The following is a 12,591-nucleotide window of genomic DNA, read 5'->3' as shown; positions in this document are numbered from 1 at the left end:
GGGGGCGCGCAGGCCGCGCACGCCGGGCGACAGCAGCGCGGCCAGCGGCGCGCCGAGCCCCAGCAGCGCGTACGGCACCGCGGAGGGGAAGCAGAGCAGCACGGCGACCAGGATCGGGCGGCCGGGCCGCAGGCGCAGCGACACCAGAACCCCCGCGATCGTGCCCACCGAGTGACGCGCCTCGGCGGCCCGCTCGATGGGAGACCGGATCTCGGGGTGCTCGGCGGAGGCCATCCGCAACGCCGCGATCAGGGCCAATTCTGCCGTCCGGCCACCACCTGTCGTCCGGATATCCGGCGCCCGCCCTGTCGCAACAGCCAGGACCACACGGCGTCGAGAACCCACGTGAGGAAAGCCGCTGATCTCATTGAACGGCGCAGATCATCCGGATATCGTGCTAGATGCCCGACGATCACCCCTGGAGTTAGGCGCCTGATGCGACTGCGGCAGCTCTTCGTCATAGGACTCGCCCTCTCACTGCTCGGCATCGGCGTCCCCGCGTGGTCGCAGGACGATCCGCGCAGCTGCAACGACCTCATGGCCGACGGCACCCCGTCGTACGTCGTCTGCCGCTGGATGGCCACTCCGGAGGAGGCGGCGGACATCGCCAGGTTCTGGCTCGCGAACGACGGCCAGCACCTGAAGGAGGCCCAGCCGATCGACCCCATCCTGATCAACTGCACGGAGCCCGGGAACGAATGCCCCACCGATCCCCCGGGCGAGGGCGACGGCGACGGCCGGCTCCACGACGTCGGCGAGCCCGACACCGAGGGCGGCGAGGACGGCGGCACCCCCGAGTGCGCGACGGGCGAGCAGTGCTACGTCACCCCGGACGGCCTCACCCGAACCCAGGTCTCGGACGCCGAGAAGGGCACCGCCGGGCAGGCCGTCAAGACCGCGGCGGCGGCGGGCATGCGGGTCTGGGTCGACTCGGAGCTGGCCGACGACTGGAAGGCCGGCAAACTGTCCGAGGCCGCCAAGAAGCTCGCCGCCGTGGCCATGCAGCCGGGAGTCGTGGGCGTCAGGTTCACCAGGCAGCTCGGGGTCGGCCAGACGTTCCAGAACGCCGACGAGATGGACAAGTTCGTCGCCGAGACCACGGCCGAGCTGCGCAGACTGGCACCGGGCAGGAAGCTCGCGGCGCACACGGTCGTACCGGTGTTCGGCTGCGGCGCCGACGACGCCTGCAAGGCCGCCGTGACCGCCAAGTACCCGCTGCTCGACCCCGACCGGATCGGCGCCTGGCTGGCCAAGGGCCACCTCGACCAGCTCGCCCTCGACAGCGGCCACCTCGCCACCTCGTACGCCTCCTGGAAGATCGACGCCGCGCAGGCGCAGCGCAACCAGTGGATCCAGGTCCGGGCCCGCGCCTGGGACGCCTACGCCCAGATCGCGGCGGAGGACGCCGGTTTCGCCGCCCCCGGAGCCCCGCAGCTCACCACCGAGCAGGCCACCAAGGCCATCACCGACCGGATCGCGACCCCCCTCCAGAACGACGCCGCCGAGACGGTCGTCCTGTGGAGCCGCTGGCAGAACGACCAGGGCCAGGTCAGCAGGCTGTACGGCGAGAAGTGGGCGGCCAACACCGCCTGGGACCAGCTCAAGAAGCTGACCGAGATCCGCCCCCGCCTGGCCACCGTCTACGACCCCACCAAGCCGGAGGTGGACGCCCCCACGGACCTCAAGGCCCTGTCGGAGGTCTTCGGCCAGGTGTACGTCCACACCCCGTAAGCCCCCCACCCCCCGTAAGCCCACCACACCCACCCGTTGCTCACCTGAGGGCTTGACCGTCTGACGCCCGCCCGCCACAAAGGGCCTCGCTGCGCTCGGGCTGCCTCATCCAAGGGCGGGCTTCGCCCGCCGCAAGCCGGGCCGGCCACCTACCTCCGCGACATGTGGTCGGCCGCCTGAGGCCCGCCCACTGCCCATCTGAGGGCTTGACCATCTGCCGCCTGCCCGCCCGGCCGAAACGGACACCTGGGCCATCGCGCGGTTCCTGACCGCGCCCGGCTTCCCGAACCTGCCGCGAAAGGCACCACGGCAATGCTCCTGACTCGACGCGCGAGACGGAAGCATTGCCCGCGACTGCTGGCGAACTAGAACAGCCCGTGGTTCATGCGGCGACGCCGGGTCACAGGTGCAGCAGACTGCCGTGCTGGTCGACGTGGTCGGCCGACTCATCGTCGAACCACATGCCGCCGGTCGCCAGGTAGCGGAAGCGGTGGGTCCCCGGTGGAAGGATCACCGACACTGAGCGCACGCCGTTGCGGCGGGTCAGGAGTTCGTGCGGCCGGGTGACCAGTCGTTGAAGTCACCGACGACGCTGACGATACCCGCGGGCTCGTCAGCGGGCAGGGCGAAAGTGATCCGGGTCTTCGTACCGAACAGGGGTGAACGCCTGAGCATCGCAATCCTCCCAGGGGGTGGGGACTGGCCGTAGCATGTCGGGCCGGAGAGCCGGGAGGAAACAGGACACGCGGGCCGTAACATGCTTTTCACCGGAGTTCACAGACAGCGTCTGCTCAGCGAAGCATGTCCATGCACCGCCACTGACGCCGCGTGTTCACCGACGTGAAATCGGGCCGCCCCGCCCGCGTCTGGTTCTGCCGCAGCCGCAGCACGCCCAGACTCCAGTCCCCACCCCTGGGGAGGGCATAGCTCAGTTGCCGCCTTCCTGAGCGCGGCTTCCATTCCAGGTGGTGAACCGGGAGTGCTTCCCCGGTGAAGCCGATCACATACGGGTAGCGGAACCCTGTACCCCCTGCTGCTGCACTGCTCATCAGACTGCCCGCCGATAGCCCGGGATCAACTCGGCGACCCTCATCACGCGATCTCCGCGTTCAGCAAGTTCATCGTGTTCGGCTGCTTCTCCAGCAAGCCGTGCGCCTCCACAAGGTCGAGAATCCCCTCAATGCCCAGGGCCCGCTCAGCCATACAGTCCTTGACACCGCGCCTGACCAAGTACTCCCTGAACTCGTCCCGAGTCCATGGCTTGGGAGCTGGTGGCGCGGCTTCAGGGCCGATCTCGGCAAGCGGCTCGGGAGCGAGGTCCCCTACGAATACCTTCGGCCTGGCTACGGCCTTCCTGCACGGGATAGCAGGGGATATGTGTCCTGTGAGCATGCATCGACGGTAGGAGCGGGCGTTTCGGGGCCTCAATGAACTTGCACGAACTTCTACGCATGATCGAGCGCGGCGATTGCAGATGTGATCACATCTCGGGCTTCTGCTCCATACACGGCTGACTCCGCCAGCCCTGTGAAGCCCTGGATGTAGACGGCGATCTCACGCGGCTGTGTGACAGCCACAGCGGCGGACAGTAGCTCAATGTGCACCCGAGTGTTGTCGAAGATGTTGAAACCCTCCAGAGGCCAAACGCGGCGCTGAGCGGTGAAAGGGATCACCCCTAGGGAGACTGAAGGCAAGGAGGTCACGGCAAGGAGATGACCAAGCTGCCCGGCCATGACTTCCGCATCGCCGACGCGATAGCGCAGGACAGATTCCTCCACCAGTACGGCAAAGCGGTGATCCCCCTCAAAGAGGACGCGTGATCGAGCGACGCGCGCTGTCACGGCCGCTTCCACATCGTTCGGTGTCTCGTGGAACTGTGCGATGGAGGTCAACAGCGCGCCCGCATACGCGGGTGTCTGGAGTAGACCAGGAACGACCTGTGAGCAGTAGATCCGGAAATGACGCGTTGCTTCGTAGAGCGGCACACGAGCTTCCTGCAACTGGCGTAGACCAGTCGGATGGACACGACGCCATTCGACGTACATCGAGTCAGCGGCTCGTGACAGCGTGATGAGTTCCTGAGCCTGATCTTCGGCTCCGCAGATACGGCACCACTCACGGATGTCCGCGTCGGAGGGCGGCGTGCGCGCGTGTTCAATGCGAGAACACTTGCTCTCATGCCACCCTGCCGACGCGGCCAGCGCCCGCGCAGTCAGGCGAGCGTCCAAACGGATCTCACGGAGTCGTTGGGCGACGCCCTTACGTGCTTGCTGAACGCTTGAGTGCGGGGAGGTGGCCACGTGCGTTTCTAGCTTCAGGAAGGACGGTATTCCTGATGCGGAATTGCTCGTTCCCAGACGGCCTCAAACGCTGACGCGCACAGCTTGATCACGTCAGGGTCCTCCGACACTTCGTCGCCCAAGTAGACGCCGTCACCAGAGAAGAGACCAAATCGGACTAGCCTTCCGTCGAACAGCCAGAAGTCGTTGCCCGGCAGAGCAAGGTCTGAGGCTCGCTTCCGGGGGAGCCAGCGAACCGACTCACCAACGCCGACGTTCAGAGCGTCGGTCAGTTCGTATTCGTAGCGAATGAAGTCGGTGACGGGTTCCGACACGATTCGTGCCCGGCGGATGCTCACTCCGCGACGGATCGTGGTCGTGGCCAGTTCGACCCATTCGGGCCATCGAGCGACCGCGTCAATGGCGTGGCCTGCTTTCCAGTCCAGGTACACGGGGTCGTCCGGTGTGTAGGTGTCACGCAACTCCAGATGCATGGCAGTGTGCCGGCACTGGCCGATGAGATCAACGAACGTCGTCTGTGGTGCTGGCATGGCAAGCCTCCATGAGCAACGACGCCATGCGCCGTGGGACGCGAACTACTTTCTCATGATCCGGGATTGGACTACGCGCGGCCACTTGCGCCAGGTCGGTAGTGTCTGTGACCTCCCACCCCTGAATCACGATGCTGCCGTCCTCATCATCCACCCAGATGGAAGGGCAGTTGTCGCCGTTGGTGTCGGGGTCGATGCCGACGAAGCGTAGCGCCATGGTCGCCTCCAGTGCTTCGAATGTGCGTGGACTTGCGCACCTGCGAGCCTGAACGGAGTCTGCGAGACAGTCAAGGGCTCCCGTCAGACCGAGTCATTACGGGTTGGCCCGGAGAAGACGACATGTCCCTCCCCTGCTCGCGAGGGGGGGCTCGGCTGATGGCGTAATCTGCAATCTTCGTGTCGTTGACGCCAAAACCTGGCGCGACCAGCATGAAAGCCATGCGAGTAGTCATCGTCGTCCACGAAGGCTTCCAGTTGCTCGACATGGCGGGTCCGGCCGACGTGTTCGCGACGGCGAGCCTGATCCGGCGGGGTGCCTACCGGGTGGAGGTCACGGGCCCCGGCAGGTCCCCGGTCAAGGCGCACGGGGGCGTCACCGTGACGGTGGACATGCCGATCGGCGAGCTGGACGGGAAGATCGACACCCTGCTGGTCGTGGGTGGGTTGTCGGTGCCGGAGCGGCGGCACGACAAGGAGTTGATCGAGGGGGTCGCGAGGCTGGCGGGCAGGGCCAAGCGAGTGGCCTCGGTGTGCAACGGGGCATTGATCCTGGCCGAGGCGGGTCTGCTGGATGGCAGGAGGGCGACGACACACTGGCTGGCCGCGCGGGAGTTGGCCGAGAGGCATCCGGCGGTTGAGGTGGACGCGGATCCGATCTACATCAAGGACGACGACGTCTGGACGTCGGCGGGGGTGACTGCGGGCATCGACCTGGCGCTGGCATTGGTCGCGGAGGATCACGGGCACGAGGTGGCCAGGGATGTGGCACGCGGGCTGGTGGTCTATCTGCACAGGCCGGGCGGGCAGAGCCAGTTCAGCACACCGATGGAGATCAGCATGCCGGCGCGGGAATCGCTCAGGGATCTGCTGGTCTACATCGACAGCAACCCGGCCGAGGATCTGAGCGTGCCGGCGCTGGCACATCGCGCGGGGATGAGCGAGCGGCACTTCTCCAGGGTGTTCACCGAGCAGAGCGGGTTGTCGCCGGGGCGGTACGTGGAGAGGTCACGAGCCGAGGCGGCCAGGAGGTTGCTGGAGGCCACCGACCATCCGCTGGACACGGTCGCCCGGCTCACGGGGCTGGGGGCGCCGGAGACGTTGTACAGGGTCTTCCGCCGGCATTGGCGGGTTTCGCCGGGCGACTACCGTCGCCGGTTCCATTCGAGGAAAGGATGAAGCGATGCACGTGGCGATGCCGTTGTACGAGAAGTTCACCGCGCTGGACGTGGTGGGGCCGTACACCGCGCTGGCCTTCGCGCCGGGGTGGAAGGTCACCTTCGTGGCAGGGCAGCGGGGGCCGGTCACGGACGATCAAGGGACGCTGACCCTGATGGCGACGGCCTCGTACGAGGAGGTGCCGGAGCCGGATTTGATCGTGGTGCCGGGTGGGCCGGGCACCGTCCCGGCGATGAACGACAAGGCGCTGACGGACTGGATCGCCAGAACACACCGGCACACGCGCTGGACCACGTCGGTCTGCTCGGGGGCGTTCGTCCTGGCCGCGGCGGGGGTGCTGGGTGGCAGGCGGGCCACCTCGCACTGGGGCTGGGTGGAGCACCTCAAAGGACTGGGGGCGGAGCCGGTGAACGAGCGAGTGGTCTTCGACGGGAAGGTCGTCACGGCCGCCGGAGTGTCGTCGGGCATCGACATGGCGCTGGCGCTGCTGGCCATGGAGTCGGGTGACCGTACGGCTCAAGCCGTACAACTGGCCATCGAGTACGACCCCAAGCCGCCGTTCGACATGACGACACTGGGCGGGCTCAAGGAGGAGGCGCTGAAGCTGATCGACGGCGGCTTCTGATCGGAGGGTCGGCCGTGGTTGTCGACGGAGAGGGGCACATCCTTGCACCGCCGCCGCGACAGCGGCGGATGGGCGCTTCCGGGCGGCGTGATGGACGTCGACGAGACGACAGCCGCCGTAGTGGCTCGCGAGGTGACGGAAGAGACCGGCATCACCGTGAAGCCTGCGGAGCCGGCCACGGTCAGGACGTGCCGCCGCTCGTGGTGGCTCAGCGGACTTCCCAGTCGAGCACACCGGCGACCGCCCTGGGTGTCCAGTAGCCGATGGAGCCGCCGTTCTCCATGGCGTCGGCGGTGACCTTCAGCAGGGCGTAGTAGGAGCGGATGCGGACCCCTCCGGGGGTGAAGCTCATGTTGCCTTCATGATCGGTGTTGCCGACGTCACGCTTCACCGAGTCGATCACGAGATGGTCCCCCATTCCGTTCGTGCCGATGGGGAGCATGCGCCCGTCCCACCATTCCGTTCGTGGATCGGACGACTCCGCGTCACCGTCGAGCTCGCACAATCGTCGCCAGGTGTCTTGGATGTCTCGGACGCTTGAGCCCTGATTGCCGAGGAAGCCGAAGGCGGCTCCATCATGCCGCAGCAGTGAGGCCCGCAGGTCGTCGGGGAACCGTAAGCCCATCCGCGCCTCCGCTGCCGCGATGCTCACAGCCGTCGCGGGCTTGCCGAGTGTTCGATGGCTTCTGGGGGCGTGGGTTCTGAGCCAGGCTTCGATGCGTTGCCACTGCCGGTTCACTGCTCGGGTCACTTTCGCGTCGAGCGTTCGTACACGCGGGTTGTGGCTCTGGGGCCGGCAGTCCGCGTCGGGACCCGACTGAGTGGCCGGGACCGGTTCTTGTGTCGGCTCTTCTGGGCTGGGCTCAGGGACGTGACCGTCGTCCGGAGCGGGAATCTCGTCCTGGTACGCCTCCGGGTACAGGCCGAAGCCCACGTGCGGGTACAGGCCAAGGCCCACGCTGAGGGCCGCTCCCCCCGATGTGTTGGAGAAGACCGCGGATTCGAGGGCGTGGGTACCGACTGTGAGCAGGCAGAGCGCAGCCCCGGCGATGCCCCAGCGGGTGAGACGGCGTCGGGCGGCTTCGTCCAGCGGTGCCCTTGTCTGAACACCGTCGAAGTTCGTTCTGGGTGCGGGGCGCCCGAAGCCGGAGGGCTTGGCGGCGTAGCGCTCGAGGTCCTCAGCAGTGGGAATGCCCAGGATGGGGACCGGCGGCCACTGCGCCACGGGTTCGCTCTCGCTTCGGGCGGGAGCCGAGGTACCGGGGGTCGCCTCATCTTGCGGGACTGGACGCCGGCGCGCCGAGCGGTGGCGGGAACGCGTGATCACGACAACCGTCGCTGCCATCGCGATAGACGTAAGGGCGAGCCATACGCCTCGGGAAGTGATCAATCGCCGCATGCCCGGCAGAGTATCTCCAACCGGACTGCATGGAGATCAGAAAGCCGGATCCCGAAGGTTGCCCCTGTTCTCCCTGCGCCGGACGAACTTGAGACCTGACCAGTCCTCACCGAGCGCCGCCACTTTCACGTCAACGACGCCGAGTGGGAGGAAGAGTTCGCGTAGCGCGTTCTCGGTGACGTCGCTGTCGTGACCGGCCGCGCGGCGGGGCCAGGCGATCCACAACATCCCCTGGTCGGCCAGATCTTCAACCAGCTCGGAAGCTTCGACGGACAGCCGGCTGTGGGAGCGGTAGAAGGCGATGGTGATGTCGGCGCCGGTCATGTCCTGGCCGACGATTGTGCAGTGCTGGGGCAGGTCCGGAATGTCCCACTGGTCAGGGGCGTGGAGCAGGCGTACCCGGTGGCCGCTCTTGACGCCGATCTTCCTGGCCAGAGGTGTGCCCGAGTAGCCACCATCGGCTGTGGCGGGAGTCGTGCCTGCCGGTTTCATCCTCCGCTCGGTCATGTCGCGTCCCTCCTGATTCGCACGGCCTGGCTACCATCATGCGGGCGTCAGGCCGAAGTGGGGCAAGCATGCCTCCAAGCCGTGAATCTCCACAGGCACCGGGCTGGTGAAGTCGTCTCGGTCCAGGCGCAGGCGTTGCTGGATCGCGCGCCGTCCCCGTACCTGATGGACGGACAGGCCGTCGGGCCGGTAGCCGAGCTTGCGTGAGACCCGCAGCGACGCCGGATTGTCGAGGAAGGCTTCGGAGCGCGCGGTCTCGGCGGCGAGCCCGGCGAAGGCCAGGTGGAGCACGGCGGCGCGCATCTCTGTGCCGAGCCCGGCTCCCTGGTGGGCGCGGCCCAGCCACGAGCCCGTGTGCACTTCGCGGGTGACCCGGAAGCCGGTGGCGGACAGCTCCTGACAGCCGATCACGCGGCCCTCATGGACGGCGACGAAGTTGCAGGACCACTGCTCCGGCTGCCACCGTGCGATGACCCCGAGGTGGAAACGGACGACGTTGCCCGGCAGTTCGGCGGCGGGGGCGTCGGTCCATGGCACGCCGAACGGCATCAGGCCCGGATCGTGCACGCCCTCCAACGCGCGGTCGGCCAGCTCGTCGAGGTCGTCCAGGGAGGGCAGGCGCAGTTCGAGGCGGGGCGCGGTCAGGCGTAGGGCGAAGAGGGGCCAGTGGCGCATGTCTGCCCATTGTGCCGAGGGGCGCCCACCAGGTCATCCCGATAAACGACCACGTGGTCAGCCCGCCCGTCGGCTTGGGTGGGCTGCCCGCGTCGGTCGGTGTCCATCCCGCTCGCGGCTCCGTAAGAAAACCCGTGAGAAAACCGGTGAGAAAGCCCGTGGGAAGCCCCTGGGAAGTCCGCGGGAAGTCCGTGAGTAGGTCCGTGGGAAAGCCAGGGGTGCTCACCCGCCAACCCTAGGGTTATCCCTGAGCCAGACCCCGGTGCGCCCTGCTGCTATCGGATCGACGATGAGGCTTCCGCGGGTGCGCGGACCCTGTGCTCGCGCACCCTCCGCGTGGAGACGCAGATGTCTCCTCATCCACGGAGGTTTCGATGGCCTTCCCTCAGACTCTGGAGCACGGATCCGGCGCCGTCATGACCCTTGAGCCGGGTCGTGTCCTGCTCGCCGTCGCCCCGAGCGTCGCGGCGGGCGGCCCCGACGTTCTCTCGGCGGCCGGGCTCGTCCGCGACGAGGGACCGGCGACGACCGCCGACGAGGCAGCGGCGCCCACCGCCGACGCCCGGGCCGCGGTCCTCAACGAACCGGAAGGCCGCATGTGGGCGCACACCCGGGACGGCGCGGCGGTCACCGACGCGCAGCTCGACTCGTTACAGGGCGCGGCGACGGTCGAGTGGGTCGGCCCGGTCTACCGGGTCGGCACCGCTGAGGGGCCGGGCTCGCTGGTCACCCCGCTGCCGAACGTGCTGGTCATCGCACCGAGGCAGGGGGTGGATCCCGCCGAGTTCACCGAGCGGATGAGCGCGCACGGCCTGCGCCAGGAGCCCGAGCTGTCACGCCACCTGATCGGCCTGACGTACTGGACGATCTCCGACCCCGCGCGTCACGACGCCTACGAGATCCGCGAGGACATCCGCCGGCAGGACGCGGACGTGGTCGCCGAGGCTCACTTCGAGATCATGCCCATGGTCACGCCGGCGCTGCTCAACCCGAACGACCCCCTCTACGCCGGCCAGTGGAACATGACGAAGATCGTCGCGGGTGGCACCGGCCGGTCGGGCTGGGAGGTGAGCAGCGGCGCGCCCGACATCGTGGTCTGCGTGCTCGACTCCGGGGTCGAGCAGGCGCATCAGGATCTGGTCCTGTCGGCGCCCGGGGTGCGGCTCGACACGATGGCGGCGCCCGGCGGGCCGCAGGGCCCCGGCAACGTCCGTGGCCACGGAACCTGCTGCGCGGGCATCGCGGCGGCCGCCATCGGCAACGCGATCGGCGTGGCGGGCGTCGCGGGCCGCTGCCGCGTCCTGCCGGCCGCGTTCGTCTCCTGGACCGACGTGGAGTGCGCCCGCGGGATCGGCTGGGCGGTGCAGAACGGCGCCCACGTCATCAGCATGAGCTTCGGCGTCTACGCGCCCGGCGACGGACTGGGACCGACCGGCTGGAACTTCGGCATCATCGATCCGGCGCTGCAGGCCGCCGCCGCCAACGGGGTGGTGCTGTGCGCGGCGACCGGCAACGAGAACCACGGCGGTGTCAACCGCTACCCGGCCCGCCACCCGCTCGTCATGGCCTGCGGCGCGTCCGACAAGAACGACAACCGCAAGTCGCCGACCAGCCCCGACGGCGAGACATGGTGGGGGTCCAACTACGGTCCAGGGGTATCGGTCGTCGCTCCCGGGGTGCTGATCCCGACCACCGACATCAACGGTGGCGGCGGCTACAACCCGGCCGGAGACTACTTCGACCGCTTCAACGGCACGTCCGCGGCCACCCCCCACGTCGCCGGCCTGGCGGCGGCCATCCGCTCCCACCGGCGGAACCTGCCGGCCGAGCGCGTCCGCGAGGTCATCGAACGCACCGCGGACAAGGTGGGCGCCGTCCCCTACGCGCAGCAGCCCGGCTTCCCGCACGGCTCCCGCAACCAGCAGATGGGCTACGGCCGCATCAACGCGCTGCAGGCGCTCGACGCCCTCGACCGCACGCACCTGGTCGCGGTGAACGCCGAAGGCCGGCTGTGGCACACGATCAGGTACGGCAACGGCTCGTGGCAGCCGTTCGGCGACGTCGAGGGGCAGACCGGCGACATGGGCCGGCTGCGCTCCACAGCCGCCGCGGCCATCGGTCCCGAGCTGCACGTGCTCGCGATCAACGCGGCGGGGCGCCTGTGGCACACGATCCGCTACGCCAACGGCACCTGGCAGCCGTTCGGCGACGTGGAGGCCGCCGCCGGCGAGATGGGAGACCTGGTCGACGTCTCGTGTGCCGCCATCGGCACCAACCTGCACGTGTGCGCGGTCAACGCGGCCGGCAGGCTCTGGCACACGATCCGCTACCCGACGGCCTGGCAGCCGTTCGGCGACGTGGAGGGCGCCGCCGGCGAGATGGGCTCGCTCCGCGGGGTCTCCTGTGCCGCCATCGGCACCAACCTGCACGTGTGCGCGGTCAACGCCGCGGGCAGGCTCTGGCACACGATCCGCTACCCGACGGCCTGGCAGCCGTTCGGCGACGTGGAGGGCGCCGCCGGCGAGATGGGCGACCTCATCGACGTCTCTTGTGCCGCCATCGGGCCCAACCTGCACGTGTGCGCGGTGAACGCGGCCGGCAGGCTCTGGCACACCATCCGCTACCCCGCCTCCTGGCAGCCGTTCGGCGACGTCGAGGGCCAGACGGGCGACAAGGGCGAGCACCGGCGCGTCTCAGTCGCCGCCGCGGGCCTCCAGTTGCACGTCTGCGCGAGCAACGCCGCCGGGCGGCTCTGGCACGCGATCAGGTACGGGAACGGCGGCTGGTCCGCGTTCGGCGACGTCGAGGGACAGGTCGGCGAGATGGGCGAGCTTCTCGACACGGGTGCCGCCGTGGAGTGGTGACAGCGAGGCAACCAGGTGCCACCAACCGCTCGAGTGGCTGCCGAGGCCACTCGGGCGGTGGAGGTTCCGACGCCTGTGGCGAACTCAGTCCTGGAGGAGCTCAGTCCCGGGCTCAGTCCTGGGCTCAGTCCTGGAGGAACGCACCGAACTCCTCGATGTCGATCAGGCCGTCGCCGTCCTTGTCCAGCCTCGCCACCCCGGCCTGTGCCTGCTCCAGGGTGATGGGCTGGCCGAGGGCCTCCATCAGCCGTGCCAGCTCGTGGGCCGAGATGCGGCCGTCCTTGTCGACGTCGATCAGGTCGAAGGTGAGGGTGTAGTCGCTCATGGTGGCCCTCCTGCGGGATGCGTGTCGGTCAGACCTTAGTGGTGATTTGTTGTAGTGCACTGACGAATGCCCTGACTTGGGGACGTCTATCGCCCGTGCGCCAGGCGATGGCATGCGCGCGCCGGCTCCGGGTAGCGGGCAGGCCATGCGACTCACGTACACCTCGGATCTGTGGTGGAAGACCCCTGTGGCACCTGGGGCCTAGTCCGGCCTGCTCGGAATTCGGCCGCTGGCCAGGCA

Annotated in this window: 14 protein-coding genes and 1 pseudogene; 5 read left to right on the top strand and 10 right to left on the bottom strand. The window is 68.4% G+C overall.

Translation table 11 applies throughout. From position 1 onward, the window contains the following. Window positions 1-258, bottom strand: a pseudogene (locus tag DQW85_RS05160) (hypothetical protein); the annotation flags it as partial. Between the two features lie 177 nt (window positions 259-435). On the opposite strand from DQW85_RS05160, the gene DQW85_RS05155 reads away from it, so the two are divergent. Beyond that, window positions 436-1,731, top strand: a complete 1,296-nt coding sequence (locus tag DQW85_RS05155) for a hypothetical protein (RefSeq protein ID WP_113699271.1) — start codon at window positions 436-438, stop codon at window positions 1,729-1,731. Between the two features lie 543 nt (window positions 1,732-2,274). Here DQW85_RS05155 and DQW85_RS47550 read toward each other — a convergent pair. From DQW85_RS47550 to DQW85_RS05135, 5 genes are all read right to left on the bottom strand, one after another. Next, a complete protein-coding gene (locus DQW85_RS47550) occupies window positions 2,275-2,406 on the bottom strand; it encodes an early set domain-containing protein (RefSeq protein ID WP_275888173.1) in 132 nt (43 codons plus the stop codon). A 417-nt stretch (window positions 2,407-2,823) separates the two neighbouring features. Next, window positions 2,824-3,123 carry a hypothetical protein gene (locus DQW85_RS44160; RefSeq protein WP_162794740.1) on the bottom strand — a complete coding sequence of 100 codons (300 nt, stop codon included), beginning with the start codon at window positions 3,121-3,123 and terminating at the stop codon, window positions 2,824-2,826. Between the two features lie 53 nt (window positions 3,124-3,176). Beyond that, on the bottom strand, window positions 3,177-4,031 hold the full coding sequence (locus DQW85_RS05145) for a DUF5753 domain-containing protein (protein ID WP_113699270.1): 855 nt from the start codon (window positions 4,029-4,031) through the stop codon (window positions 3,177-3,179). 14 nt (window positions 4,032-4,045) lie between these two features. After that, complete coding sequence (locus DQW85_RS05140) at window positions 4,046-4,561, bottom strand: DUF6879 family protein (RefSeq protein ID WP_113699269.1); 516 nt, start codon at window positions 4,559-4,561, stop codon at window positions 4,046-4,048. Then, a complete protein-coding gene (locus DQW85_RS05135; RefSeq protein WP_113699268.1) occupies window positions 4,533-4,778 on the bottom strand; it encodes a hypothetical protein in 246 nt (81 codons plus the stop codon). Before DQW85_RS05135 ends, DQW85_RS05140 begins: the two co-directional genes overlap by 29 nt. A 221-nt stretch (window positions 4,779-4,999) precedes the next feature. Here DQW85_RS05135 and DQW85_RS05130 point away from each other — a divergent pair, with 221 nt between their 5' ends. Genes DQW85_RS05130 through DQW85_RS05120 form a run of 3 tightly spaced genes read left to right on the top strand, consistent with a single transcriptional unit; the run spans window position 5,000 to window position 6,878 of the window. Beyond that, window positions 5,000-5,956, top strand: a complete 957-nt coding sequence (locus DQW85_RS05130; RefSeq protein WP_240196933.1) for a GlxA family transcriptional regulator — start codon at window positions 5,000-5,002, stop codon at window positions 5,954-5,956. A 4-nt stretch (window positions 5,957-5,960) separates the two neighbouring features. Next, complete coding sequence (locus DQW85_RS05125) at window positions 5,961-6,581, top strand: DJ-1/PfpI family protein (protein WP_113699266.1); 621 nt, start codon at window positions 5,961-5,963, stop codon at window positions 6,579-6,581. Between the two features lie 18 nt (window positions 6,582-6,599). Further along, window positions 6,600-6,878: an NUDIX domain-containing protein gene (locus DQW85_RS05120; RefSeq protein ID WP_113699265.1), complete on the top strand. Its 279-nt coding sequence runs from the start codon at window positions 6,600-6,602 to the stop codon at window positions 6,876-6,878. Here DQW85_RS05120 and DQW85_RS05115 read toward each other — a convergent pair. The 3 genes from DQW85_RS05115 to DQW85_RS05105 form a co-directional block, all read right to left on the bottom strand. Next, window positions 6,790-7,806, bottom strand: a complete 1,017-nt coding sequence (locus DQW85_RS05115; protein WP_162794739.1) for an SMI1/KNR4 family protein — start codon at window positions 7,804-7,806, stop codon at window positions 6,790-6,792. The two genes, DQW85_RS05120 and DQW85_RS05115, sit on opposite strands and share 89 nt — an antisense overlap. Before the next feature lie 210 nt (window positions 7,807-8,016). After that, window positions 8,017-8,487 (bottom strand): hypothetical protein, encoded by a 471-nt coding sequence (locus DQW85_RS05110; RefSeq protein WP_205314888.1) that lies wholly within the window; start codon window positions 8,485-8,487, stop codon window positions 8,017-8,019. 36 nt (window positions 8,488-8,523) lie between these two features. Beyond that, window positions 8,524-9,162, bottom strand: a complete 639-nt coding sequence (locus DQW85_RS05105) for a GNAT family N-acetyltransferase (RefSeq protein WP_113699263.1) — start codon at window positions 9,160-9,162, stop codon at window positions 8,524-8,526. A gap of 374 nt (window positions 9,163-9,536) precedes the next feature. Here DQW85_RS05105 and DQW85_RS05100 point away from each other — a divergent pair, with 374 nt between their 5' ends. After that, on the top strand, window positions 9,537-12,026 hold the full coding sequence (locus tag DQW85_RS05100) for a S8 family serine peptidase (protein ID WP_113699262.1): 2,490 nt from the start codon (window positions 9,537-9,539) through the stop codon (window positions 12,024-12,026). A 124-nt stretch (window positions 12,027-12,150) separates the two neighbouring features. On the opposite strand, the gene DQW85_RS05095 is transcribed toward DQW85_RS05100, so the two are convergent. Further along, window positions 12,151-12,351: an EF-hand domain-containing protein gene (locus DQW85_RS05095; RefSeq protein ID WP_113699261.1), complete on the bottom strand. Its 201-nt coding sequence runs from the start codon at window positions 12,349-12,351 to the stop codon at window positions 12,151-12,153. Window positions 12,352-12,591 lie beyond the last annotated feature (240 nt).

It is taken from the genome of Nonomuraea lactucae, assembly GCF_003313395.1.
Taxonomy (GTDB): domain Bacteria; phylum Actinomycetota; class Actinomycetes; order Streptosporangiales; family Streptosporangiaceae; genus Nonomuraea; species Nonomuraea lactucae.
The sequence above is the reverse complement of the archived record's forward strand: the minus strand, read 5'-3'. Positions and strand labels throughout refer to the sequence as shown.